At 68.9% G+C, this 25,856-nt stretch carries 14 protein-coding genes and 1 tRNA gene; 9 read left to right on the top strand and 6 right to left on the bottom strand.

Annotated elements, in window-relative coordinates:
* The first annotated feature begins 11 nt into the window (after positions 1-11).
* From N4G66_RS10835 to N4G66_RS10815, 5 genes are all read left to right on the top strand, one after another.
* On the top strand, positions 12-2,144 hold the full coding sequence (locus N4G66_RS10835; RefSeq protein WP_261703799.1) for a copper resistance CopC/CopD family protein: 2,133 nt from the start codon (positions 12-14) through the stop codon (positions 2,142-2,144).
* 8 nt (positions 2,145-2,152) lie between these two features.
* The gene (efeB, locus tag N4G66_RS10830) at positions 2,153-3,472 is read left to right on the top strand and encodes an iron uptake transporter deferrochelatase/peroxidase subunit (protein ID WP_261703798.1); all 1,320 of its coding nucleotides are present in this window, start codon (positions 2,153-2,155) and stop codon (positions 3,470-3,472) included.
* 299 nt (positions 3,473-3,771) lie between these two features.
* Positions 3,772-4,707, top strand: a complete 936-nt coding sequence (pheA, locus tag N4G66_RS10825) for a prephenate dehydratase (protein ID WP_261703797.1) — start codon at positions 3,772-3,774, stop codon at positions 4,705-4,707.
* 573 nt (positions 4,708-5,280) lie between these two features.
* A complete protein-coding gene (gene serS, locus N4G66_RS10820) occupies positions 5,281-6,558 on the top strand; it encodes a serine--tRNA ligase (RefSeq protein ID WP_261703796.1) in 1,278 nt (425 codons plus the stop codon).
* Positions 6,555-7,415, top strand: coding sequence for an HAD family hydrolase (locus N4G66_RS10815; RefSeq protein ID WP_261703795.1), 861 nt, complete (start codon positions 6,555-6,557; stop codon positions 7,413-7,415). The genes serS and N4G66_RS10815 overlap by 4 nt, the downstream gene beginning before the upstream one ends.
* Before the next feature lie 276 nt (positions 7,416-7,691).
* Here the strand turns inward: N4G66_RS10815 and N4G66_RS10810 are convergent.
* From N4G66_RS10810 to N4G66_RS10785, 6 genes are all read right to left on the bottom strand, one after another.
* Positions 7,692-7,778 (bottom strand) — tRNA-Ser (locus tag N4G66_RS10810).
* A 262-nt stretch (positions 7,779-8,040) separates the two neighbouring features.
* Entirely contained in the window at positions 8,041-8,340 is a 300-nt protein-coding gene (locus tag N4G66_RS10805) for an SGM_3592 family protein (protein WP_261703794.1), read from the bottom strand.
* A gap of 132 nt (positions 8,341-8,472) precedes the next feature.
* A complete protein-coding gene (locus tag N4G66_RS10800; RefSeq protein WP_261703793.1) occupies positions 8,473-9,192 on the bottom strand; it encodes an ABC transporter permease in 720 nt (239 codons plus the stop codon).
* Positions 9,193-9,202: 10 nt separating this feature from the next.
* Entirely contained in the window at positions 9,203-10,114 is a 912-nt protein-coding gene (locus N4G66_RS10795) for an ABC transporter ATP-binding protein (RefSeq protein WP_261703792.1), read from the bottom strand.
* The gene (locus N4G66_RS10790; protein ID WP_261703791.1) at positions 10,111-11,016 is read right to left on the bottom strand and encodes an ABC transporter permease subunit; all 906 of its coding nucleotides are present in this window, start codon (positions 11,014-11,016) and stop codon (positions 10,111-10,113) included. Before N4G66_RS10790 ends, N4G66_RS10795 begins: the two co-directional genes overlap by 4 nt.
* Positions 11,006-12,022, bottom strand: a complete 1,017-nt coding sequence (locus N4G66_RS10785) for an ABC transporter ATP-binding protein (protein WP_261703878.1) — start codon at positions 12,020-12,022, stop codon at positions 11,006-11,008. Before N4G66_RS10785 ends, N4G66_RS10790 begins: the two co-directional genes overlap by 11 nt.
* Positions 12,023-12,357: 335 nt before the next feature.
* Between N4G66_RS10785 and N4G66_RS10780 the strand changes: the two genes are divergently transcribed.
* From N4G66_RS10780 to N4G66_RS10765, 4 genes are all read left to right on the top strand, one after another.
* Positions 12,358-13,533, top strand: coding sequence for an acyltransferase family protein (locus N4G66_RS10780; protein ID WP_261703877.1), 1,176 nt, complete (start codon positions 12,358-12,360; stop codon positions 13,531-13,533).
* 641 nt (positions 13,534-14,174) lie between these two features.
* Complete coding sequence (locus tag N4G66_RS10775; RefSeq protein WP_261703790.1) at positions 14,175-18,479, top strand: LamG-like jellyroll fold domain-containing protein; 4,305 nt, start codon at positions 14,175-14,177, stop codon at positions 18,477-18,479.
* Between the two features lie 129 nt (positions 18,480-18,608).
* Positions 18,609-25,430 carry a polymorphic toxin-type HINT domain-containing protein gene (locus N4G66_RS10770; protein ID WP_449343312.1) on the top strand — a complete coding sequence of 2,274 codons (6,822 nt, stop codon included), beginning with the start codon at positions 18,609-18,611 and terminating at the stop codon, positions 25,428-25,430.
* Positions 25,424-25,819 (top strand): hypothetical protein, encoded by a 396-nt coding sequence (locus N4G66_RS10765; protein WP_261703789.1) that lies wholly within the window; start codon positions 25,424-25,426, stop codon positions 25,817-25,819. The genes N4G66_RS10770 and N4G66_RS10765 overlap by 7 nt, the downstream gene beginning before the upstream one ends.
* The last annotated feature ends 37 nt before the right edge of the window (positions 25,820-25,856 follow it).

Here is a 25,856-nt window from a genome sequence, read left to right as displayed (position 1 = left end):
GAGGCATCACCGTGACACTGACCATCGCCCCCCGCTTCAGGACCCTCCTGCTGCTGCTCCTCGCCGTCTTCGGCGCGCTCCTGGCGGGCGCCGCGCCCGCCTCCGCGCACGCCGCGCTGACCGGGAGCAACCCGACGCAGGGATCGGTGGTCGACAAGGCACCCGCCCAGGTCTCGCTCACCTTCTCCGAACAGGTCTCGCTGAACGACAAATCGCTCCAGGTGCTCGACCCCAAGGGCGGGCGGGTCGACGCCGGGAGCGCGAGCGACCTGGGCGGCGACACCTACGGCCTGAAGCTGCGCCCGGGGCTGCCCGACGGCACCTACACCGTCACCTACCAGGTGGTGTCGGCGGACAGCCATCCCGTCTCCGGTGCCTTCACCTTCTCCGTCGGCGCCCCCTCGCAGACCTCCGTCGCGTTGTCCGACCAGGCGGCGGGCGGCGGCGTGGTGGGCGTCCTCTACGGAACCGCGCGCTACTTCTCGTACGCGGGATTCATCCTGCTCGTCGGCGGCGCCGCCTTCGTGCTGGGCTGCTGGCAGCGGGGCTCCGGCATCCGGCCGGTCCAGCGGGTCGTGGTCTCCGGCTGGCTCACGCTGACCGCCTCCACGCTCGCACTGCTGCTCCTGCGCGGTTCGTACGTGGGGTCCGGCAAGGTCGGCGACATCTTCGACCTGACCCTGCTCGGCGAGGTGCTGCAGACCAAGTCGGGCGCGGCTCTGGTGTCGCGGCTGCTGCTGCTCGCCGCGGCGGCGCTGTTCATCGCGGTGCTCTTCGGCGCGTACGCCAAACGGGACGAGGACGAACGGGCGGCGGCCACGGCCCGGGCAGGGGACACCACCGCGGCACGGACAGCCGGCCCGGAAACCGCCGGCACGAAGGAATCCGCCGGCGAGGCGGACACCAAGACCGTCGCCACGAAGGCGGTTGGCGCGAAGGCGGCCGGCACCCACGCGGTTGCCGCGCAGACGGTCACCGCGAAGGCGACGCGCGGTGAACCGGCCGAGGCGGCGAACGGCGGTCCTGAGGACGCCGCGGACACGGACGCTGACAACCTGGCCGCGGAGAAGAACGACCTCACCTTCGGACTCGCCATCGGCGGCGCGGTCGTCGCGGCCGGCCTCGCCGCGACCTGGGCCATGGCCGAGCACGCCTCGACCGGCGTCCAGCCGGGCATCGCGATGCCCGTCGACGTCCTGCACCTGCTGGCCGTCGCGGTCTGGCTCGGCGGTCTGTCGACGCTGGTGGTGGCCCTGTTCCGGGCGCCGGCACAAGCACAGATCGAGGCCACGGCCGTACGCCGGTTCTCCCGCCTCGCGTTCGGCGCCGTCCTCGTGCTGGTCACCACCGGGATCTACCAGTCGTGGCGGCAGCTCGGCTCCTGGTCGGCGCTCACCGACACGACGTACGGACAACTGCTGCTCGTCAAGGTCGGCCTGGTGGCCCTCCTCGTGGGCATCGCGTGGATCTCGCGGCGCTGGACGGCCCAGCTGGCCGAGGAGACGGCTCCCGAGGCCGCCGCCGTCGTGGAGCAGCGCTCCGCGCCGAGGACGCCCGCCACCGTTCCCGCCGACTCCCGGCGCGCCGCCCAGCTCGCCCGGCAGCAGGCCGCCGTGGCCTCCACCCGCGAGAAGCGTGTCCGCGACGCCGACCCGCACCGCTCGGGCCTGCGCCGCTCGGTACTCGCCGAGGCCGGGGTCGCGGTCGTCCTGCTCGCGGTCACCACCGCGCTGACGACCACCGAGCCGGGGCGTACGGCGGAGGCGGCCCGGCAGGCCACCGCGTCCGCCTCGCAGCGCTCCGGGCCGCTGTCCCTGAAGATCCCGTTCGACACGGGCGGCGAGGACGGCAAGGGCACGGTGGAGGTCACCCTCGACCCGGCCCGTGTCGGCGGCAACGAGATGCACGTCTTCGTGGTTCGCCCGAACGGCAAGGCCTTCGACGTCCCCGAGGTGAAGGTCGCCTTCACGCTCGCGGCGAAGGATGTCGGCCCGTTGCCCGTGACCCCCGACCGGGTCGCCACCGGACACTGGGCGGCGAACGGAGTACAGATCCCCATGGCGGGCGACTGGAAGATCGCGGTGACCGTGCGCACCTCCGACATCGACCAGGCCACCGTGATCAAGAACGCGCAGATCGGCTGAACCTGACCATGGCTGACCATTCCACCCCCGGGACCTCCTCCCCCTCCGCCCGGAAGGCACCCTCCCCCGAGGTGTCCCCCGGCATCGCGTCGTCGAACGACTCACCGACCGGGGTCATGTCACGGCGTCGGCTGCTCGGCACCGCCGGCGCCACCGGGCTCGCCCTCGGAGCGGCGGGGGCGGCCGTGGGCTACGCGGCGGCGCCTTCACCGGAGAAGACCATCCCGTTGACCTCGGTCGGCGCGGACATGGCAATGTTTCACGGGAAACATCAGCCCGGCATCACCACCGCGCTCCAGGCGCGCGGCCACCTCGTCGCCTTCGACCTGGCGGCGGGCGCGGGCCGCAGGGAGGCCGCCGCGCTGCTGCGCCGCTGGTCGGTGACGGCCGAGCGGCTGATGGCGGGCGAGGCCGCGGCCCACGAGGACACGGACGTCGCGCGTGACGCCGGCCCGTCGTCCCTCACCGTCACCTTCGGCTTCGGACACAGCTTCTTCGCTCGTACGGGTCTGGAGAAGCGGCGCCCGGTGGCCCTGGACCCGTTGCCCGACTTCTCCTCCGACCACCTCGACAAGGCGCGCAGCGACGGCGACCTGTGGGTGCAGATCGGCGCGAACGACGCCCTCGTCGCCTTCCACGCCCTGCGCGCGATCCAGAAGGACGCGGGCAGCGCGGCGCGGGTGCGCTGGCAGATGAACGGTTTCAACCGCTCGCCGGGCGTCACCGCCGAACCGATGACCGCGCGCAACCTGATGGGACAGATCGACGGCACCCGCAATCCGAAGCCGTCCGAGCCCGACTTCGACGGGCGCATCTTCGTCCCCGCCTCCGGCGACCCGGAATGGATGGCGAACGGCTCGTACGCCGTCGTGCGCCGCATCCGGATGCTTCTCGACGACTGGGAGAAGCTCTCGGGCAAGGCCCAGGAGGACGTCATCGGGCGGAAGAAGTCCACCGGGTCGCCGCTCAGCGGCGGCACCGAGACCACCGCGATGGACCTGGACAAGACCGACGCCGACGGCAACCCGGTCGTGCCCGTCAACGCGCACGCCCGCATCACCCGGCCCGACCAGAACGGCGGCGCCGCGATGCTGCGCCGACCGTTCTCCTTCCACGACGGCATCGGCACCGACGGGACACCCGATGCCGGCCTGCTCTTCGTGTGCTGGCAGGCCGATCCGGTGCGCGGCTTCGTCCCCGTCCAGCGCAAACTCGACCGCGGCGACGCGCTCTCGACGTTCATCCGCCATGAGTCGAGCGGGCTCTTCGCGGTGCCGGGCGGCGCGGCGGAGGGGGAGTACGTGGGCCAGCGGTTGCTGGAGGGGTGATCAGTACGCCCTGCACTGGGCTCGGTACAGCGCTCCATGGAGGGGTCTCCATGGGGGCTCGGTACGGGGGCTCCGTGCCGGGCTCCGTGCCGGGCTCCACGCCGGGCTCCACGCCGGGCTCGGTACGGGGTTCCGGAGCCGATTCGGTGGCGAGCTCCACGGCGGACTCGGTACCGGGGCTCCGCAGCCGGCTCGGCGGCGGGCTCCGTACCCGGGCCGGCGGCGGGCTCCGTACCCGGGCCGGTGGCGGGCTCCGCAGGCGTGAGCCGCTTCCCTGCGAGGCCCATTAAGGTGACGGTATGTCGGCGACGCGCTACACCTATCTCGGCCCCGAGGGTACGTTCACCGAGGCCGCCCTCCGCACGCTTCCCGAGGCCGCGACGCGGGAACTGGTGCCCATGGTGTCCGTTCCGGCCGCGCTCGACGCGGTGCGCGGCGGCCAGGCCGCGGGCGCGCTCGTCCCGATCGAGAACTCCGTCGAGGGCGGTGTCACCGCCACCCTCGACGAACTCGCCAAGGGCGACCAGCTGATGATCTACCGCGAGGTCGTGCTGCCGATCGCCTTCGCTCTGCTGGTCAGGCCCGGCACGACGTTGAAGGACGTCAAGACGGTCACCGGACACCCGGTCGCCCAGCCCCAGGTCCGCAACTGGCTGGCCGCGCATCTGCCGGACGCCCTGTGGGAGTCGGCGGCCTCGAACGCGGACGGCGCCAGGCTGGTCCAGGAGGGCCGTTTCGACGCGGCCTTCGCGGGCGAGTTCGCGGCGGCGACGTACGGCCTCGAACCGCTGGTTACGGAGATCCACGACGCGGCGAACGCGGAGACCCGCTTCGTGCTGGTCGGCCGCCCGGCCCGGCCCGCCGCGCCGACCGGCGCCGACAAGACGTCCGTGGTCATCTGGCTCGGCGACGACCACCCCGGCGCACTGCTCGAACTGCTTCAGGAATTCGCCGTGCGCGGCGTCAACCTCATGCGGATCGAGTCCCGCCCCACCGGCCAGGGCATCGGCAATTACTGCTTCTCGGTGGACGCCGAGGGACACATCACCGACCGCCGGGTGGGCGAGGCGCTGATGGGCCTCAAGCGGATCTGCCCCCAGGTGCGCTTCCTCGGTTCCTATCCGCGGGCCGGTGTCGCCCTGGAGGACGTGCGGCCGCTGCGGCCCGGGACGTCGGACAACGCGTTCTCCGCCGCGTCGGACTGGCTGGCACGCTGCGCGGACGGCCGGTTCTGAGCGGCGGATCCACACCCGTCCGAACGTTTCCCCACGGTCCTACCTGCTGATTTTCGTCATCCACAGAGGTTATCCACAGGTGCGCTTCTCGACCTGGGGACAAGTCGACAACGAAGCACTACATCATCGACAAATCGGCTACTTGGCCCAAGTCCTTCCACACCCCCGTACGGCACCCTTCGTCCACCCTTTTCCATTGATCAACCCTATGGAGGGAATCATTTACACCCGAAAGTGGGTGTACGGAGGGTTTGAACCGGGAATTCCTCAGTCGGCGAAGGGTGATCGGAACGATCAATTCCGGCATCCACAGATCTTCCACACAGCCTGTGGATAACTGCCCGAGAGGGCCGATCCCTGTGGACAACCTGGCTCGCAAGTCCCGCCCCCCACAAGGAAATCCAGTCAACCGGCGAAGAGCCGTCTGCCCCGTTTCGGGGAGTAGGGCCCTGTTTCATTGACGTCGTTCGGTGATCAAGAGATTCGGTCCGGCATTTCACTCATACCGTGACAGCCCTAACGCTCTGGAATATCGGGTCGTTGGCCGGAAGCCCGCACCGGTAGCCTTGAGGGGTGATTGACCTTCGCCTGCTCCGTGAGGACCCCGACCGTGTTCGCGCCTCCCAGCGCGCCCGTGGAGAGGATGTCGCGCTCGTCGACTCCCTCCTCTCCGCCGACGAGCGGCGCAGGTCGTCCGGCGTCCGCTTCGACGAGCTGCGTTCCGAGCAGAAGTCGCTCGGCAAACTGATCCCCAAGGCCTCCCCGGACGAGCGCGCCGAGCTGCTGAAGACAGCCGAGCAGCTCAAGACCGACGTCAAGGCCGCCGAAGCCGAACAGAACGAGGCGGACGAGGAGACCAAGCGGCTCCTCCTCCAGCTCGGCAACCTGGTGCACCCCGACGTCCCGGTCGGCGGCGAGGAGGACTTCGTCGTCCTGGAGACGCACGGCACCATCCGCGACTTCGCCGCCGAGGGCTTCGAGCCCAAGGACCACCTGGAACTCGGCGAGGCGCTGGGCGCCATCGACGTCGAGCGCGGCGCCAAGGTGTCGGGCTCGCGCTTCTACTACCTGACCGGTGTCGGCGCGCTCCTGGAGCTCGCCCTGGTCAACGCGGCGATCGCGCAGGCCACCGAGGCCGGCTTCATTCCGATGCTGACCCCGGCGCTGGTCCGCCCGCGCGCCATGGAGGGCACCGGCTTCCTCGGCCAGGCCGCGGAGAACGTGTACCACCTGGAGAAGGACGACTACTACCTGGTCGGCACCTCCGAGGTCCCCCTCGCGGCGTACCACATGGACGAGATCCTCGACGCCGACAAGCTGCCGATGCGCTACGCCGGTTTCTCGCCGTGCTTCCGCCGCGAGGCCGGCACCTACGGCAAGGACACCCGCGGCATTTTCCGCGTACACCAGTTCGACAAGGTCGAGATGTTCTCGTACGTCGACCCCGCGGACGCCGAGAACGAGCACAAGCGGCTCCTCGAATGGGAGAAGCAGTGGCTGACCGGCCTCGAACTGCCCTTCCAGGTGATCGATGTGGCGAGCGGCGACCTGGGCTCCTCGGCCTCCCGCAAGTTCGACTGCGAGGCGTGGATCCCGACCCAGGGCAAGTACCGCGAGCTGACCTCGGCCTCCAACTGTGACGGTTTCCAGGCCCGCCGCCTGTCCGTCCGTATGCGCGACGGCAAGAAGGTCCAGCCGCTCGCCACGCTGAACGGCACGCTGTGCGCCGTCCCGCGCACCATCGTCGCGATCCTGGAGAACCACCAGCTCGCCGACGGTTCGGTGCGGGTGCCCGAGGTGCTGCGGCCCTACCTGGGCGGCCGTGAAGTTCTGGAGCCGATCTCCAAGTGACCGGCACCACTGGGTCGACGGGATCGTCCGGGGCCACGGAGCCGGGGGCTTTTCCGTACAAACTCGTCGCGACCGATCTCGACGGGACGCTGCTGCGTTCCGACGAGACGGTCTCGGCGCGTACGCGTGACGCGCTCGCCGCCGTGACCGCCGCCGGCGCGGCCCACATCGTCGTCACCGGGCGCGCGGTGCCCTGGACGCGGCACATCCTCGACGACCTCGGTTACCGAGGTCTCGCGGTCTGCGGTCAGGGCGCACAGGTCTACGACGCGGGGGAGCACCGGCTGCTCACCTCGGTGACGCTGGACCGGCAGCTGGCCGGTCTCGCGCTCGCCAAGATCGAGGCGGAGCTCGGCCCGCTGCTGCTGGCCGCGAGCCGCGACGGACTCGACGGCGAGGTGCTCGTCGGCCCCGGCTACCGCAGGCTGGACGGCTCGCTCCCGGTCATCCCGCTCAAGGACGCCGCCGACCTCTGGTCGGCCCCTCTGAACAAGGTGTACGTCCAGCACCCGACGCTCTCCGACGACGCGCTCGCGGCCGTGGCCATGGAGGTCGCGGGCGGACTCGTCGGCGTCACGATGGCGGGCGCGGGGATAGTGGAACTCCTCCCCCTCGGCCTCTCCAAGGCGACCGGGCTGTCCCTGGCGGCCCGGCGCCTCGGCGTCAAGGCCGCCGACACGATCGCCTTCGGCGACATGCCGAACGACCTCCCGATGTTCGCCTGGGCGAAGCACGGGGTGGCCATGGCCAACGCCCACGACGACCTCAAGGCGATCGCGGACGAGGTGACGTCCTCGAACGAGGAGGACGGGATCGCGGTGGTACTGGAGCGGTTGCTGACGCGGCCCCAGCTGTAGCGACAGGCCTGGGCCAGGTCGCCTCGTCCTCGCTGTCGGCGGGGCGGCGAGACCGCAGGGCGACTGGACCTCAGCGCCGCAGCACCAACAGCCGCCGCTGAGCGACTGGTTCAACGGGTCGGCTGATCCAGCGGATGGATGGCGCAACGGACCTGCTGGTCCAGCGGACCGCAGGGCCAGCGGACCAACTGGCTCAGCTGACCGCTGGGTCAGCGGTCAGCGGTCAGCGGTCAGCGGTCAGCGGTCAGCGGTCAGCGGTCAGCGGGAAACGTCTTGCGGAGGATGCGCGGATCGAACGCGCGCGGGGTTTCACCCCCGACCACGGCTTAGCAAGCCGGTGCCTTTCCACTCGGCCAATCCTCCGGGTGGGCGGCCCGCGCGTGATGCGCGCTCGAAGCGGCCGCCCCGGGCAACTCCCCCTGCGGAGCGGGTTCGACGGAGGAGGTGACTACTCCGGAACCCGCCGTGGGCTGCCCTGCCGGGAGCTCGACGAACTGCTCCTGATGAACATCGTCGCGCTCCTCTCCCAGAACGTGGCGCCGGCTCGATGCGGCGGCGTGGACACAACCACTGTGCCCGTAAGCCGACTTGGGCGCCACTGATTAAAAGCTGCCTCCGTGCGGCCTCACTTGCGGCGCCACCTGCGCCGACGCCCCTTGCTGAAGAACCACCCCGCGGGCGGCTCGTCCGAGCGCCAGGGCTGCGGATCGGGGCCTCCCTCGCGCCAACGGGCGGCGAGCATGCGCGCACGGGCCGACGGCTCGGTCGTCTCCGCGGACCGTACGAAGTTCTCGTCGAGGACGAGGTCGTCCCACGGTTCCCCTGCCGTTTCCCCGAGCCCGTCCCCCGACCCGACCCCCGACCTGTCCCCGGACCCGGTCCCGGCCTGTTCGCGGCCGTCACCCCGTGGTTCCTCGGTTGCCATCCCCGTTCCTCCTGGCCGTCCGTCCCCGTTCGCCCAGTGTGACCGGACAGGGATGAAGCCGCTGTCAAGAAAAAAGGGGACTCCCCGGGCGCGTGCCGCCCACCAGTCGGCACGCGCTCGGGGAGCCCTCGCTCACTCCTCGCCGACCAGCTTCAGCGACCGCAGCCGCTGCCCCGCGTACCAGGTGGCGAGGACGGTGACCACGACCAGCAGGACCGTCGCGGTCGGCAGGCTCACGTCCGAGGTGACGAGGTCTCCGCCGGTCACCTTGTGACCCACGGCGAGCGCCCACTGCTGGACGCTGAGCGTGCGGGCGCCGGACACCAGGGACCCGAACAGGGCCTCCCAGACGAGCGCGTAGACGAGCCCGAAGACCACCGCGTGCCGGGTCACAGTCCCGAGGAGCAGGAACATCGCGGCATAGGCGATCGAGGCGACCAGGGCTGCCACGGTGTAGGCGACGGCGATCTGCTGGCCGTTGCCGTTCAGGATCATGCCCGCGATGAACGTCGGCACCGCCGAGAAGGCCATGGTGACGGCGATCGCGACGATCAGCTTGGTGAAGATGATCGTGGGCCTCTTCAGAGGCTTGGCCAGCAGATACACCACCGAGCCGTCGTCGATCTCGGGCCCGATCGCTCCCGTGCCGGCGATGACACCGATGATCGGCACCATGGTGGCGAGCGCGAACCCGCCGAGCAGGTCCGAGGCCACCTGGTCGTCGGCCCCGGAGAAGCTCCGGACGGCCAGGGAGAGCACGATGAGCAGGACGGGCAGGACGCCGAGGATGAGTGCCCGTCGGCGGCCGAGCAGGCCCCGATAGGTGAGCCGGGCGACTGTGGGGTCGTACATCTTCGGCCTCCTACGCCGCGACAAGATACGAGAAGACGGATTCCAGGGACTCGTCGGACGGCGACACCGTCAGCAGCCGGATGCCGTGCTCACGCGCGACCTTCGGCAGGAGGACGGTGAACCGGCCGAAGTCGACGGCCTGGATGCGCAACGCGCCCTCGGCGAGGTCGACTTCGATGCCGGACGTCGACGGGTCGGCGATCAGCGCCGCGGCCAGCGTCCGGTCGTCGCTGGAGCGGACCAGGTAGCGGTGCGGGCGGTCGGTCATCAGACGGCGGATGCGCCGGAAGTCACCGCTCGCCGCGTGCCGTCCGGCGACGATCACCTCGATGTGGGCGGCGAGTTGCTCCACCTCTTCGAGGATGTGGGACGAGAACAGCACCGTGCGGCCCTCGTCGCCCATGCGGCGCAGCAGATCCATGAGCTGCATGCGCTGGCGCGGGTCCATGCCGTTGAAGGGCTCGTCGAGCAGCAGCAGCGACGGGTCGTGGACCAGCGCGGACGCCATCTTCACGCGCTGCCGCATGCCCTTGGAGTACGTGGAGATCTTGCGGTCCTGCGCGTACTCCATCTCGACCGTGGCGAGGGCCCGGTGGGCGGCCTTCGCGCCGAGGCCGTGCAACTCGGCGTTGGCGACGACGAATTCGCGCCCGGTGAGGAAGTCGTACATCGCCTCGCGCTCGGGGACGATGCCGATGTGCCGGTAGATGTCCTCGTTGCGCCATGTCGGCCTGCCGTCGAGGGTGACGGTGCCCGTCGAGGGGGCGAGGAAGCCGCCCATCATGTTGATGAGGGTGGACTTCCCGGCGCCGTTCGGGCCGAGCAGGCCGGTGACGCCGGGGCCGATCGTCATCGTGATGTCGTTGACCGCCACCACGTTGCCGAACCAGCGCGAGACATGGTCGATGTTGAGCGTGGTCACAGCCCGACCTTTCGGTAGCGGCGCATCAGGAGGCCGTAGCAGCCCGCGATGAGACCCAGGACGACGACGAGGTAGACGACGCCCTGTCCGGACGAGGGGCCCACCTCGCCGGGGAACGCGGAGGAGGCGCCGAGGAAGGCCGTCTGCACTCCGTCGATGAGCGTGATCGGCGAGAAGAGCCCGAGCCAGGGAACGGCTCCGCTGCTGGAGCGCTCGAAGGCGATGGCCTGGACGGTGGAGACCGCTCCGTAGGAGATGGTCAGGGCGGCGATGACGGCCGCGATGCCGAAGCCGCGGCGCGGGGTGATCGCCGAGATGACCAGGCCGATGCCGGCGAAGAGGAGCGACAGCAGTGCCACGGAGAGCAGCCCCTGCCCGAAGCCCTTGCTCTGGTCGGAGAAGTCGAGCTTGGCCAGCAGTGCGCCCACGTAGAGCACGATCAGCGGGGCGGCCGTCAGGATGAACAGCGCCGAGGCCAGCGCCGCGTACTTGGCGCGCACGTAGTCGCCGGTCTCTATGGGGCGTGAGAAGTACAGCGGCACGGTCTTGAAGCGCAGGTCGCGGGAGACCGCCTGGGGGCCCTGCGAGGCGACGTACAGGCCGATGACCGCCTGCATGATCACCGCGTAGCGCGTGTAGTCGACGGGGAGGTCCTTCGCCTTGGTGGCGACCGCGACGGCCACCATGATCAGCGCGGGAACGCACATCACCACGAAGAGCAGCATCGGCAGGACCTTGGACTTGACCGAGCGGCCGAGTCCGTAGGCGCCGCGCAGGGACTGCGAGTAGAGGGAGCGGCGGGCATAGGCGCGGCCCAGACGCGCGCCGTCGTAGTTGCGGTAGCCGATGTTGTGGATACGGGTCTGCTCACCCGGCTGGGTGAGGGGGTGCTCAACTGCCATGGCCGACCGCCTCCTTCCGCTGGTCGTCGCCGGTCCGCGGATCGCCGCTCGCCGCTCGCTCGTCCTTCGCCCGCTGCTCGTCGCTGTCGGCGAAGACCTCGGCGATGTGGTGCCTGCGCTGCTCCATGCGGACCAGCCCCAGACCGAGGTCGGCGACCACGTCGCGGACGAGGTCGTAGGTGTCCTCGCCCTCGGTGGTCAGCAGCAGGATGTGTCCGGCGCCCGGCAGCCCGCTGCCGTCGTGGGTCTCGATCCCGCGCGCGTGGAGCACCTCGCGCACCGCGCTCGTGCCGTCCAGGTGCTCGTCGGTGTCGGTGACCTCGATGGCGAGGGTCGTGGTGGTCTTGGTGAAGTCCGTGGTGGAGCTGGAGCGCAGCAGCTTGCCGCCGTCGACGACCACGACGTGGTCGCAGGTGCGCTCCAGTTCGCCCAGGAGGTGCGAGGTGACCAGGACCGAGATGCCGAAGTCCGTGTGGATGCGGCGGATCAGTCCGAGCATGTCGTCGCGGCCGACCGGGTCCAGGCCGTTGGTCGGTTCGTCCAGGAAGACCAGCTGGGGATCGTGGACGAGGGCCTGCGCGAGTTTGACGCGCTGCTTCATGCCCGTCGAGTAGCCGCCGATGGGTCGGTAGCGCTCCTCGTACAGTCCGACGTGGCGCAGGGTGTCCGCGGTGCGCTCGCGGGCGGCGGCCGGCGGCAGCCCGGACATCCGCGCCATATGGACGACGAACTCGGTGGCCGAGACGTCGGGCGGCAGGCAGTCGTGCTCGGGCATGTACCCGACGCGCTCGCGGATGGCGCCGCCTTCGGTGGCGACGTCGAGGCCGAGCACGCGTGCGCTCCCCTCGGTGGCGGGGGACAGACCCAGCAGGATCTTGATCAGTGTGGACTTGCCGGCTCCGTTGGCTCCGACGAGTCCGGTCACACCGGGCCCGACGTCCACGGAGAGCCGGTCAAGCGCGGTCACCCGGGGGTACCGCTTGCTCAGGCTTTCGGTCGCGATCACAGTCACGATTCGAAGGTAGTGGCGCACACCATAGCGGTCGTCAGCCCACGGAGGTGGATCCGCGTCAGCCTCCAGTCGTACGGGCCCGTAGGGGTCACCCTCAGGTACGGGCTACCGAGGGACGGCCATATCCACATCCGGTCGGTTGTCCACAGGCCCGTACTCATGGACCCGAGGCGAACCGACAATTGATCGGCACACGGCTGAACATCGGCGAGGAACGCTACGTGATCACCAATATGCAACCCCCACCCCCCGTACCTCCGCCGCTGGAGGAGCTGCCCTCCGCGCCGCCACGAAGACCCGTATCCGGCGCGTCGGCCGGGCCGTCGCGGATGGGCTGGCTGGACGCGTTGCGCGGCATCGCGGCACTCGTCGTGGTGTTCGACCACTCGTCGTACGCCTTCATGGCGGAGTTCCGGCGGGAGTTGATGCCGGAGTTCAACACCAGCCGGTACGGCATCATGGTGTTTTTCCTCGTGAGCGGCTACATCATCCCCGCGTCGCTCGAGCGCCGGGGCTGCGTCCGGACCTTCTGGATCGGACGCGCATTCCGTATGTACCCGCTGTGGGCAGCCACCGTGGCCGCGGTCCTCACCCTCAACCTGATGGGCATCGCGGAGATTCGCGACTTCGGCCAGCAGAGCGTCGCCTCAGTGGTGGTCGCCCATGTCACCTTGCTCCAAGAACTGCTGGGTACGCCCAATATCCTGCTTGTCCTGTGGACGCTCTCGTACGAGATGTCCTTCTACCTCCTGGTCGTCGCTCTTTTCACGGTCCGTCTTCACCGGCGGTCGGCAGCGGTCGCCATCACTCTGGCCGTGCTCGCCGCCGTGAGCGTGACGGCAGGGATCACGCCGGCAGTCTCCGCGCTCTCCGGCACGGTCGGCACCGGCGACCTGATCGCGCTCGCCTCGATCACCATGGTGGTCTCCATCCTCTGTGCCAGCGCCGGGCCACCCGCGCTTCGCGTGTTCGGGGGCGTGCTGGGCGGAGTGCTGGCGCTCGTCCTGGTCCTGTTCAACGGCACGGTTCCCATGTGGGAGGGCTTGGTCATCCTCGCCGTGATGTTCCTCGGTACCGCCGTCTATCGAGCCGAACACGGTCAGAGCACCTGGCGCAACGTGGCGTTCACAGCCGTCGTGGTGGTCGCCTGTGCCGTGGGGAGTGCGTACTGGAACGGCGACGGGTCCCATTTCACACGGCGTGGCTGGATCGTGGCGTTCCTGCTGGCCGTGCTCACCTTCGGTGTCGGACTGGCGGTGCGCCACCGACGGATACCGCGCTGGCTGACCGGACTGGGAACGATCAGCTATTCGGTCTACCTGGTGCATCCGATGCTGCTGGCGGTCACCGACGGCACGATCGGCCGGTGGCCACGGGACAATCTCAAGTACGAAGTGGCGTTCTACGTCGTACTGCTGCCCCTGTGCGTGCTGACCTATCGTTGTATCGAAGCGCCGGGCCAGGCATGGGGCCGGAAACTGGCACGCCGCGTTCGGCTTCCGTGACGAGCACTCTTGCCGCGTGCACCCCCGGCTCCCGCCGGGAAGGATGCGGCGACGCCCCGGATCGATGAAGGTCCGGGGCGTCGATCCAGCAGATCCTGACGGTTGAAGTGTGCGACCGTCGCCCTCTCGAAGACCATGAGCGACCGGTATCCCGGCAAGCTCACGCATTTCCGTGCCGAGGCAGCCACCGCCCTCCCTGTGCCCGAGGCGCGCACCTTCGGATCCCCGGTCGACGAACTACGCCCCGCAGGATCTTCTTGGCCCTCCGGCCTCCCGCTCACCTGCCCCCACCTGGTACTGAGCGAGGCTTTCGAGGTCAACACGAGGCGTACATGACAATTGGGACACCCCTGCCGAACCATGGTGAATTCGTAAAGCAAACGTGAAGTGTTTCACTTCCCGGTTTCGCTTGGTTGGTGGATCTTGCGGGCTTTATCCGTCCATGGATCTCTGGTTAACGGATGGGGGCGCCCGTATGTTGCGACCTGATCGCTTGATCAAACGTGTCCAGTGCCGGCCCAATGCGGCTTGGTGGGGGAGTAATTCATATGAATACGTACGGGGGGAGACGCCGGCTGCGCACAGCCGGCGTTGTGCTCTCCGCTGCCTTAGTACTGGCGGCGAGCGCGTCCAACAGCGCCATGGCAGTGGCCGACGAGAAAGCCGACACCTCAGCCGTCGATGCCGTCAAGGCCGTCGGGACCGCTGAAACGGGCGGGGCGGCCGCGGCCGCTGAGGACGACGGAGGCGGCGAGGACACCAAGGCACTGGCCGAGGCGGCTCGCACGGGCAAGTCGGTGGAGATCACCTCGTTGCGCGGTGAAAGCAGCGAGGTGTACGCCACCCCTGCGGGGCACTTGGAAGCCCGCGAGCATCTGCGGCCGGTGCGGACCCGGGTGGACGGCCAGTGGCGGGACATCGACACCACTTTGACCCGCGGCGCGAACGGAACGGTGGTTCCCAAGGCCACGACCGTCGGTCTGACCTTCTCCGGCGGGGGTTCGGCCCCCCTGGTACGGATGACGAAGAACGGCCGTGAACTGGCACTGTCCTGGCCCAAGGACCTGCCCTCCCCGGAGCTGACGGGGAACACCGTCACCTATCCGGACGTGCTGCCCGGCGTCGACCTGCGGATGACGGCGCAGCAGGACGGCTTCTCCCAGCTCCTGGTGGTCAAGTCGGCCGACGCCGCGGCGAGCACGGAACTGAGCCAATTACGCCTGAAGCTGGACGCCGAAGGCATGCAGGTCGAGAAGACCGGTGACGGCGGCCTGGCGGCGATCGACCAGGGTGCCGGGAGCGCGGTCTTCGAGGCCCCCCGCCCCGTCATGTGGGACTCCAGCACCCAGGCGCCCGGCACCGCGACCCAGTCCAAGTCCGCCACCGGGCTTGCCGGAACACCGTCGCCGAGCACCTCACAACGCTCGGTGGCCGCGGCTGCCCGTACCGGCGCCGGCTCTACCGCCACCGCCGGCCCCACCGCTTCCGAGGACGGGTCGGACGCCTCCGAGGCCGTGGCCGCGGAGTCCGCGAACGTGGCGCCGGTCGGAGTGGACGTTCCCGCCGCGCAGAACGCGCTGGTGCTGACGCCGGACCGAACCGTGCTCACGGGCAAGAACACGGTCTACCCCGTGTTCATCGACCCCCAGTGGTACTCCCCGAAGGCCTCGGCCTGGACGATGGCCTCCAAGTACTGGGCGTCGTCGCCGCAGTGGAAGTTCAACGGCGACTCGGACGAGGGTCTGGGGTACTGCGACTGGTCGTACTGCGCGCCGTACGACACCAAGCGGCTCTTCTACCGCATTCCGACCTCCAAGTTCGCCGGCCGTACCGTGCTGCAGGCGGAGTTCGTGGTCCGCAACACCTGGTCCGCGTCCTGCGCGGACCGCGGTGTGGAGCTGTGGCGCACCAAGGACATCTCCTCGTCGACGACCTGGAACTCGCAGAACGCGGACGGGTTCTGGATCGATCACCTCAGGACGGCGTCCTTCGCCTACGGATACACCGGCTGTGCCGCGAAGGACGCGGAGTTCGACGTGAAGTCCGCGCTGCAGCAGGCGGCGGACAAGAAGTGGTCGACGATGACCTTCGGGATGAAGGCGTCGAGCGAGTCCGACGGGTACGGCTGGAAGCGGTTCTCGGACGACGCCTATCTGCGCGTGCAGTACAACCGTCCGCCGCCGCAGGTCAAGATGTCGCAGCTGACCATGGAGTACGGCGGATCGTGCAAGAGCCCCTCCAGCGCCGCTCGGGTGCGGACGCTGGGCAAGATCTACGCGAACGACGTCACCGACCCCGACGGCGACTCCGTCTCCGTGGAGTTCCAGGCGAGCTGGGACAGCGGTGACGGCAAGGGCACCGTCCCCCACTGGAAGTCCGGTCTGACGACCGCGAAGCAGTCCGGCTCGCGCTTCGCGATCAGCCTGCCGTCCTCCATCCCCACCAACAAGTCGGTGAACTGGTTCGTCCATTCCTACGACGGCGCCCAGTATTCGCCGTGGTCGTACACAGGTGACCCGACGGCCTGCTACTTCGTGTACGACACCAGCGTGCCGAAGGCACCGGCCATCTCCTCCGCCATCTACCCGGCCTCGAACCCCGACGACCCCGACGACCCCTGGTACGACGGAGTGGGTCAGTACGGCGACTTCGTGATCACCGGTGCCGTCTCCGACGTGACCAAGTACTGGTACGGGATCAACGGCGACCCGGTCTCCACCAACACGGTCACCACCTCGGGCGGCGCGGCCAAGACCGTCCCCCTGCTGCCGGTGAAGCCGGGCCTCAACACCTTCACGGCCCGCTCCTTCGACGCCGCCGGCAACGGCTCCGAGATCCGCACCTACCAGTTCCGGGTCAAGGCGGGGCAGCGCGAGCGAGCCGACTGGTCCATGGACGAGGCGGCCGGCGCCACTCAAGCGGCGGGCAGTGCGCCCGAGCAGACCGCGACCCTGTACGGCGGCCCGACGCCGAACGTGGAGGGCAAGATCGGCAAGGCCGTGCAGTTCGACGGTGTCGACGACTACGCCGCCACCGACATCGCCACCATCAACACCGACATCAGTTTCTCGGTGTCGGCGTGGGTGAAGCTGTCCGCGATGCCGTCCGGTGCGGCCGTGGTGGCCTCCCAGCGGGGCAACAACGCGCCGGGCTTCGAGATGTACTACTCCAAGGCGTACGACCGCTGGGTCTTCAACCAGTACACCTCCGACAGCACCGACGCCACTCCCGTGCGGGCCATGCAGGCCGCCGCGGGCGGGGTCAAGGCCGGGGAGTGGACCCATCTGGTGGGCGTCTACGCCGCCGGTGACCAGCAGCTGAAGCTGTACGTCAACGGCGCGCTGGCCGGGACCACGGCCTACAGCACGGCCTGGAACGCGCGGCGCGGCATGCTGATCGGCTCAGGCTTCCCCAACGGCGCGCCGGCGAACTTCTTCCCCGGTGCCATCGACGAGGTGAAGACCTTCGAGAAGCCGCTGTCGGCGACCGAGGTGTCGAACCTGTACAGCTCCAACTCGATCGGCGCGGGCCGTCCGGCCCGTGCGGTCTTCCACATGGACGACGCCGCCGACGTCACCGCGCTGAGCGGCCGGGCCGATGTGAACCCGGCGGTCCTCAAGGGCGGTGCCACCCTGGGCGCGGCCGGTGTGGACGGCAACGCGCTGACCCTGGACGGGACCGACGACTACGCCGTCACCAGCGGCCCTCACATCAACACCTCGTACAGCTTCGCCGTCTCGGCCTGGGTGAAGCTGCCGAAGACCAAACCGACCCACGCCGCGACCGTCGCCTCGCAGATCGGCGGTGTGGTGACGGGGCCGGAGCTGTACTACTCCAACTCCTACGACCGCTGGGTGTTCAACCAGCACAGCGCCGACACCGCCGACTCCACGCTGGTCAGGGCCATGCAGCCGGACGGCACCACCGCGTACGGCGGCGAGTGGACCCATCTGGTGGGCGTGCAGGACACCGAGGCCGACAAGCTCTCGCTGTACGTCAACGGCACCCTGGCCGGCACCACCGCCCTGCCCCCCACCTGGTACGCCGGCGGCGCGGTGCAGATCGGCGCCAGCGCGTTCCAGGGCGTGCCCACCTCGTTCTTCCCCGGCCAGATCGACGACGTGCGGCTGTTCGACCGTCCGGTGTCCGCCGGCGAGGTGCAGCAATTGTTCAAGCAGCGCGCGGTGGTCAAGGGCCGCTGGAAGTTCGAGACGGCCGGTGGCACCCCGCTGACCTCGCCCGACGCCTCGTCCTCCGGTAACGCCATGACCCTCTACAACGGTGCCCAGACGGGCTCCGGCTGGGTCGACGGCGCCGTCACCCTCGACGGCACGGACGACTACGCCGCGGCCTCCGTGGTACCGGTCGACACCAGTGCCAGCTTCACCGTCAGCGCCTACGTGCAGACGGCCGCCACTCCGACGAGTCCGGTCACCGTCCTGAGCGTTCCCGGATCCAAGAAGAGCGCGTTCGCGGTGCGCTACGAACCGAGCGCCACCCCGGCCACCGATCCGGGCCGCTGGCGGATCGCCACGGCCAGCTCCGACAGCGACTCCGCCGCTGTCGCCGACATCGGCAACGGCATGTTCTACAGCCCCACCGACTGGAACCACGTGGCGCTCGTCTACGACGGTTTCTCCAAGGAGATCAGTCTCTACGTCAACGGCGAGCTCCAGGAGACCGCCTGCGACGACACGGACGGCGACGGGGTGCAGGACGACCCGAAGTGCACCGACACCGTCTCGTGGGACGACGACGTACTGACCTACAAGGCCGCGAAGACCTTGCAGCTCGGCCGTGACACGACCGGGACCACGTCCGGTCAGTACTTCCCCGGTTCGCTCTCCGACGTCTGGGTCTTCCAGGGCGCGCTGAGCGAGACCCAGATCGATCACCTCGCCGTCGGCATGCCGGGCGTGGCGACCGTCGTCCCCAGCGACGACTGACCGACGCAGCGACCTGGGATCGGGCCGGCCGCCTTACGCGGCCGGCCCGATCCGGTCCGACCACCGCACTCCGCCGTGAGCGGTCCCTCGCTGCCCGCGGAGCACTCAACAGAAGGAAGACAGACCAGAATGAAAACCAGAGCACGCCTGAGAACAGGCAGACCATGGCACCGGGTGGCCTTGGTCACGGCCGCCGTGCTGACCGCGACGCTGTTACAGGCGTCGGGAGTACCCGCCGTCGCCGAGGGCTGGCACAAGCCCGCGCTGCCGCGGGCGGAGTCACCGGTCGCCGTTGTCCCGGCGGGCAAGATGCGCCCTCGGAAGGTGACGAAGGGGCCCCGCACGCCCGCGAAGGCGCCGGCCACCACTTGGCCGAAGGCGGGTGCGGCGGCGGTGACGCTGCGGCAGGGGGCGACCCGGATCAAGGGGCTGCCGCTCACCGTGGACACGCGGGTCAAGCGTTCCGCGGACGCGGCCACCGGCACCTACACCGTCGGCATGCTGTCCCGCGGAGCGGCACGGAAGGCGGGCGTCGACGGGCCGCTCTTCACCCTGACTCCCCGTCAGGGCGTAGCACCGCACGGCGGCAAGATACGCGCCGGGCTGGACTACTCCTCGTTCGCGAGCCTGTACGGCGGCGGCTACGCGTCCCGGCTGACCCTGGTCCGGCTGCCGGCGTGTGCGCTGACGACGCCGGAGAAGAAGCAGTGCCGTACGACCCAGCCGGTGAAGACCGTCAACGACACCGAGAAGCAGACGCTGACCGCTTCGTCGGTAGCGCTCAGCGCGAGCTCTGCGACCGTACTGGCGGCCACCACTTCGGCCAGCGGCGGCAATGGCGACTACAAGGCCACGTCCCTGGCCGCCTCGTCGACCTGGAGCACGGACCAGAGCAGCGGCTCGTTCGCGTGGTCGTACGACATGCCGGTGCCGCAGGTGCCCGGCGGGCTGGCCCCGGAGGTCGGACTGTCGTACTCCTCCGGAGGCATCGACGGCCGCTCCGGGAACACCAACAACCAGGCGTCCTGGGTCGGTGACGGCTTCGACCTGTCGCCCGGCTTCATCGAACGTGGCTACAAGGGGTGCGCGGACGACGGGGCCACCAATGCCGATGGCAACAAGCCCGGCGACCTGTGCTGGAAGTACGACAACGCCACGCTGTCGCTGAACGGTTCCGGCGGAGAACTGGTCCCCAACGGCACCAACTCCTTCAAACTGCAGAACGACGACGGCACGAAGATCGACCGGATCTACGGCTCCTCGTCCGATGTCCGCTCCAACGGTGCCCGCAACGACGAGTACTGGCGGGTGACCATCCCGGACGGCACGCAGTACTTCTTCGGATACAACCGGCTGCCGGGCTGGGCGAGCGGCAACGTGACCACCGACTCCACCTGGACCGTGCCGGTCTTCGGCAACAACTCCGGTGAGCCCTGCAACGCCTCGACCTTCGCGGCGTCCTGGTGCCAGCAGGGCTGGCGCTGGAACCTGGACTACGTCGTCGACCCGCACGGCAACGCGATCGCGTACTACTACAACAAGGAGACCAACTCCTACGGCCGCAACCTCACCGCCGCCGACGACACCCCCTACGTCCGCGGCGGGACGGTGGACCACATCGAGTACGGCCTGAAGTCGACGGCCATGTACTCGGCGAAGGCCCTCGCCAAGGTCAACTTCACCAGCAGCGAGCGGTGCATCCCCGACTCCACCACCACCTGCTCGTCCATCACCACCGGCTCCCAGTACTGGTACGACACCCCCTGGGACCTGAACTGCGACGCGGGCACCGACTGCGACAAGGGACGGCTGTCCCCGGTGTTCTTCACCCGCAAGCGGCTGACCGGCGTCACCGCCCAGGTCCTGGTGTCCGGTTCCTACAGCAACGTCGACAGCTGGAAGCTCACCCACCGCTGGGGCATGGCCGACACCGACTACCAGCTGCTGCTGGACTCCATCCAGCACACCGGCTACGACACCACCACCTCCATCGAACTACCGAAGGTCACCCTCGCCTACACCCAGCTCGCCAACCGGCTCGACAAGACCGGCGACGGCTACGCCCCCTTCATCAAGTCCCGGCTGTCATCCGTCGCCGATGAGTCAGGCGGCCAGACCGACGTCGGATACTCGGCGCCGGCGTGTGACGCCGCCGCGCTGCCCACCCCGCAGAGCAACACCACGCGCTGTTTCCCGCAGTACATCGGCGGCAGCTCGACCGACGACCCTGAGCTGCAGTGGTTCAACAAGTACGTCGTCGACACGGTCACCTCGACCGACCGCACCGGCGGCTCGCCCGACCAAGTCACCATGTACGACTACCTGGACGGTGCCGCCTGGCACTACGACGATGACGACGGGATGACCAAGGAGAAGTCCAAGACCTGGTCCCAGTGGCGCGGTTACGGCCACGTGCGGGTGCGCACCGGCGGCCAGGGTGGCGCCTCGGCCATGAAGTCGCAGGCCGACACGTACTTCCTGCGCGGCATGGACGGCGACCGGCAGAGCACTTCCGGCGGCAAGAAGAGCGTCCCTGTCACCCTGGACTCCGGTGAGGGCGACCCGATCACCGACCACGAGTCACAGGCCGGATTCACGTACAAGACCGTTACCTATTCCGCTCCCGGTGGCAAGGTGCTGGCCAAGTCCGTGAGTCGGCCCTGGTACCACCAGACGGCGCAGAAGGTCCGAGACTGGGGCACCGTCACCGCCAACCTCACCGGCACCGACTCCAGCAAGTCGTGGACCTCGCTGGACGACGGCGAGGGCAGCAAGTGGCAGACCACTACGCTGTCCAACACCATCGACGCCGCCACCGGACTGATCACCCAGACCAACAACCTGGGCGACACGACCACCGCGGCCGACGACCAGTGCGTCCGCACCACCTACGCCTCCGGCAGCGTCCCACTGGAAGCCCCGGCACGGGTCGAGACGGTCGCCAAGGCATGTGACGCCACCACCAGCCGCCCGGCGGACGTCCTCTCCGACGTCCGCACCGCCTATGACGGCGGGGCCTATGGCGCCGCGGCGACGAAGGGCGACGCCACCCGGATCGCGAAGCTCAAGGCGTACAGCGGCACGACCGCGGCCTACCTGGAGTCCACCCTCACCTACGACGGCTACGGCCGGCCGCTGACCACCACCGACCTGACCGCCGACGTCACCGTCACCTCCGCGGGCACGCTCACCCGGACCGCCCGCACCGACGGACGGACCACCACCACGGCGTACGCCCCCACCACCGGGTTCCCGACGTCGACCACCGTCACCACCCCGCCCGCCATGGCAGGGGACAGCACGACCACCCAGACGTCGACCACCGCTTACGAGGCACTGCGGGGGCTGCCGCTCACCGAGACCGACACCAACAGCAAGGTCACCACCTACGCGTACGACGCACTGGGCCGCACCACCAAGGTCTGGCAGGCGGACCGCACCACGAGTCAGACCCCCAGCTACGAGTTCGGCTACACCATCGCCGACGGCAAGCCGGTCGTGGTCTCCACCAAGACCATCGGCAACAACGGCGCGCAGGACACCGCGTACGCCTTCTACGACGGCTTCCTGCGAGCCCGGCAAACGCAGGATCCCGGCCCGAACGGCGGGACGCTGCTGGCGGACACCTTCTACGACGAACGCGGCCTGACGATCAAGGAGTTCGCCCCGTACTACATCACCGCCGCTCCGTCGACCACGCTGCTGAAGCCCGTGGACGCGCTGAGCGTGGAGACCCAGAACCGCTACACCTACGACGGCCTGGGCCGGCAGACTGAGATGCGGCAGATCGCCGGCAACGGCGACGGCGGAGCCGTCCTCAACACCACCCAGGCCATCTACGGCGGCGACCGCACCACGGTCATCCCGCCGGTGGGCGGCACGGCGCGCACCACAGTCACCGACGCACGCGGCCACACCACCGAGGTGCGCCTGCTGCACGCCCGTGCTCCCGAGGCCGCCTACGACACCACTACCTACGGCTACAGCCCCCGCGGTGAACTGACCAAGGTGACCGATCCGGTCGGCAACAAGTGGACCTGGACCTACGACCTGATGGGCAGGGTCACCGACACCACCGACCCCGACAAGGGCGCCGCCCACCTCGACTACGACGACCGTTCCCAGATCATCAGCACCAAGGACGCCCGCAACACCGTCCTCGCCCACGTCTACGACGGCCTCGGCCGCCAGACCGAGCTGCGGGAGAACTCGCCGACCGGCACCCTGCGTGCCAAGTGGGTCTACGACACCGTCAGCGGTGCCAAGGGCCAGCTCGCGTCCAGCTCGCGCTACAGCGGCGGCCAGGAGTACAAGTCGAGCGTCGTCGCCTACGACCGCCTGTACCGGCCGCTGCGCACCTCGGTGACGATCCCGACGACCGAGGGCGCGCTGCAGGGCACCTACCTGTCGACGACCACCTACAACGCGTCGGGCACGGTGCAGGGCGTCGGCTACCCCAAGGCCGGTGACCTGGCCGCCGACACCGTCACCTACACCTACGAGGACGGCACCCAGCGGCCCGTCAAGGTCAGCGGCCCGCTGAACCTGAACGCGACCACCGCCTACAGCCTCACGGGCAAGCCGCAGCAGTACCAGATGGCCGCGAACGGCGGCAAGGCGGTGCTGGAGACCAACACCTACGAGTGGGGCACCCAACGGCTGGCCACCTCACGGGTGGACCGCCAGGACGTCGCGGGTGTCGACCAGTACAACACCTACTCCTATGACGAGGCGGGCAACGTCCTGTCCGTCTCCGACACCTCCCGTTCCGGCACCGACGACCAGTGCTTCGGCTACGACTACCTCGGCCGGACGACCGAGGCCTGGGCCCAGTCGTCCGCCGGCTGTGCCGCCACACCCAGCACCGATGTGCTGGGCGGCCCCGCCCCGTACTGGACCTCCTACACCTACGACAAGGTCGGCAACCGGCTCACCGAGAACCAGCACAGCACCACGGCCGGCGCCTCGGACACCCAGCGGGACTACCACTACCCCGACCCGGGGGCGGTCCGGCCGCACGCCCTGGGCTCGGTGGACACCACCACCGCCACGGTGAAGTCCGCCGACACCTTCACCTATGACAACGCGGGCAACACCCACACCCGCGTGCTCGGCAACGGCTCCTCCCAGACCCTGGACTGGGACGCCGAAGGCCATCTCGCCAAGGTCACCGAGCCGGTGGCGGGCGGCAGCGACAAGGTCACCGAATACCTCTACGACGCCGACGGCAGCCGCCTGATCGGCCGCACCCCGACCGAGACCACGCTCTACCTCGGCGCCACCGAAATCACCCTGGCGAAGAACGCCACCACCACCAAGGGCACCCGCTACATCGACGTCGGCGGCGGCCACCAGGCCGTCCAGGCCAACGACGGAACCATCTCCTTCACCCTGGCCGACCACCACGGCACCGCCCAGCTGTCCGTCAACGCCACCACCCAGGCGGAGACCCAGCGCCGTACCCTGCCGTTCGGCGATCTGCGCGGCACCAAACCGACCACCTGGACCGGCACCAAGGGCTTCGTCGGCGGCACCACCGACACCGCCACCGGCCTCACCCACCTCGGCGCCCGCGAATACGACACCGCCACGGGCCGCTTCCTGTCGGTCGACCCGCTCTTCACGGCGGACGACCCGCAGCAGATGAACGGCTACACCTACGCCAACAACAGTCCCGTCACCTACAGCGACCCCGACGGCAGGCGCTGCATCCACGGCGCCCCGGGCGGAGGCAAGGACGGCATCTGCGCCGGTGTCGCGGGCGACACCGACGGTGTCATCAACGGCGACTCCAACAACTGCCCCACTCACGACAAGAGCTGCAACGACGCCGCGAAGCAGATGTCGCGGCACGCCAAGCAGGTCGGCTCCTATGGCAAGACGCCCAAGCAGTACAAGAAGTGGCTTGCGGCCGGCGTGCAGGCCACCGAAGAGTACCGTTGCGGCAGCGTCGGCTGTGACAGCGCGATGACCAACCCGGACGCTTGGTGTTACCGCAGCCCCTACGTGTGCACCATGTACCGCCTCGCGCACTATCTCGCGCCGGTGGCCAAGAAGGTCTGGGAGGTCGAGAAGGCGGTTACAGGCCTGGGCGGCCTTGAAGCCTGCTCGCACGGCGACTTGGACGCCTGCGCCGACATGACGATCGACGCCACCATCGCGGCCAAGATGAGAATGGCGGGCCGCCTGCTCAAGGGCATGTGCACGGCGTTCAACAGCTTCCCGCCCGGCACCGAGGTGCTGCTCGCCGACGGGAAGCACAAGAAGATCGAGGATGTCAGGACCGGCGACCGCGTCGTCAGCACAGACCCGCTCACCGGCAAGACCAGCACGCGCAAGGTCGTCGCCACCATCGTCACGGAGGACGACAAGCAGTTCACCGATGTGACGATACGGACCGCCGACGGTCCCGGCTCCATCGTCGCGACCGACCACCACCGCTTCTGGTCCCCGTCCGAGGGCCGCTGGATCAACGCTGTTGACCTCCGGCCAGGCATGACACTGCGGACCCCCGGCGGCGACACCGTTCCCGTCGAGGCCGCGTACCACTACACCAAGCGCCAGCGCACGCACAATCTGACGGTCCAGGACATCCACACGTACTACGTGCTGGCGGGTGACACTCCGGTCCTGGTCCACAATGATGGTGGCTCTCCGGACGTCACCCGTATCAAAAATCTCCAGGGAATGGGATTGGACGACGCTCACGACTACCTGGAGAGAAATGGATTTACTCTGAAGAGCTGGTCCGACGGCAAGGGCGGAAAGGGCGGATACATGACCTATCAGAGCGGCGATGGCAGCAAGATCACTATCCGAGACAGCGACGGTCGAGTCACTCGCACCACCGTCATCGATAACGGCCCCAACAAGAAGAATGGGGTCCAGCGCTGGGATGAGGGCGGAAAAAAGACGCTGTCCCACGACCACGGAGAAGCTGTCACGTGCTGAACGACGAGATGCGGGCGGAGTGTGCTCGCCTCAATGACTACCTGTCGGCATACGAAGGACACTTCGTCGATGGCGTTTCTTTCTTTGCCTCCGGAGACAGGGACATGTTGGAAGTGCGACTCCTCGGAGAGGCAGAACGTCCCTCAATAGTTCTTCATCTCGAAGGAGTGCACGCCTACTCCCTGCAGAAGCCAACGGACCTGGACGGGGCCTTTGCCGACTCCCTGTCCGTGGCTGAGCTTCCTGCTGGCGACGCACCCTGGCCGGCTGGTGCGGAGGAGTTGCTGAAAAGGCACTCGGGGCTTCCTGATCTGTACCTCGTCGAGCTCAGCGGGCCTTTCTTCCTCGTCGCTGCAGCCAGCATCCTGACCGTGTCGGCTGCGATTTAGGCAACTCCGCTTCTGGTATACCGGATGAACGCAGGTC

This window comes from Streptomyces rhizosphaerihabitans (assembly GCF_025399795.1).
In the GTDB taxonomy this organism is placed as follows: domain Bacteria; phylum Actinomycetota; class Actinomycetes; order Streptomycetales; family Streptomycetaceae; genus Streptomyces; species Streptomyces rhizosphaerihabitans.
This window is presented reverse-complemented; position numbering and strand designations above follow the sequence as displayed.

Bases quoted from the DNA above. Each gene is read 5' to 3' on its own strand.
- efeB (WP_261703798.1), top strand. From the start codon at position 2,153: ATGGCTGACCATTCCACCCCCGGGACCTCCTCCCCCTCCGCCCGGAAG.
- pheA (WP_261703797.1), top strand. From the start codon at position 3,772: ATGTCGGCGACGCGCTACACCTATCTCGGCCCCGAGGGTACGTTCACC.
- N4G66_RS10805 (WP_261703794.1), bottom strand. From the start codon at position 8,340: ATGGCAACCGAGGAACCACGGGGTGACGGCCGCGAACAGGCCGGGACC.
- N4G66_RS10800 (WP_261703793.1), bottom strand. From the start codon at position 9,192: ATGTACGACCCCACAGTCGCCCGGCTCACCTATCGGGGCCTGCTCGGC.
- N4G66_RS10790 (WP_261703791.1), bottom strand. From the start codon at position 11,016: ATGGCAGTTGAGCACCCCCTCACCCAGCCGGGTGAGCAGACCCGTATC.
- N4G66_RS10780 (WP_261703877.1), top strand. From the start codon at position 12,358: ATGGGCTGGCTGGACGCGTTGCGCGGCATCGCGGCACTCGTCGTGGTG.
- N4G66_RS10775 (WP_261703790.1), top strand. From the start codon at position 14,175: ATGGCAGTGGCCGACGAGAAAGCCGACACCTCAGCCGTCGATGCCGTC.
- N4G66_RS10770 (WP_449343312.1), top strand. From the start codon at position 18,609: ATGAAAACCAGAGCACGCCTGAGAACAGGCAGACCATGGCACCGGGTG.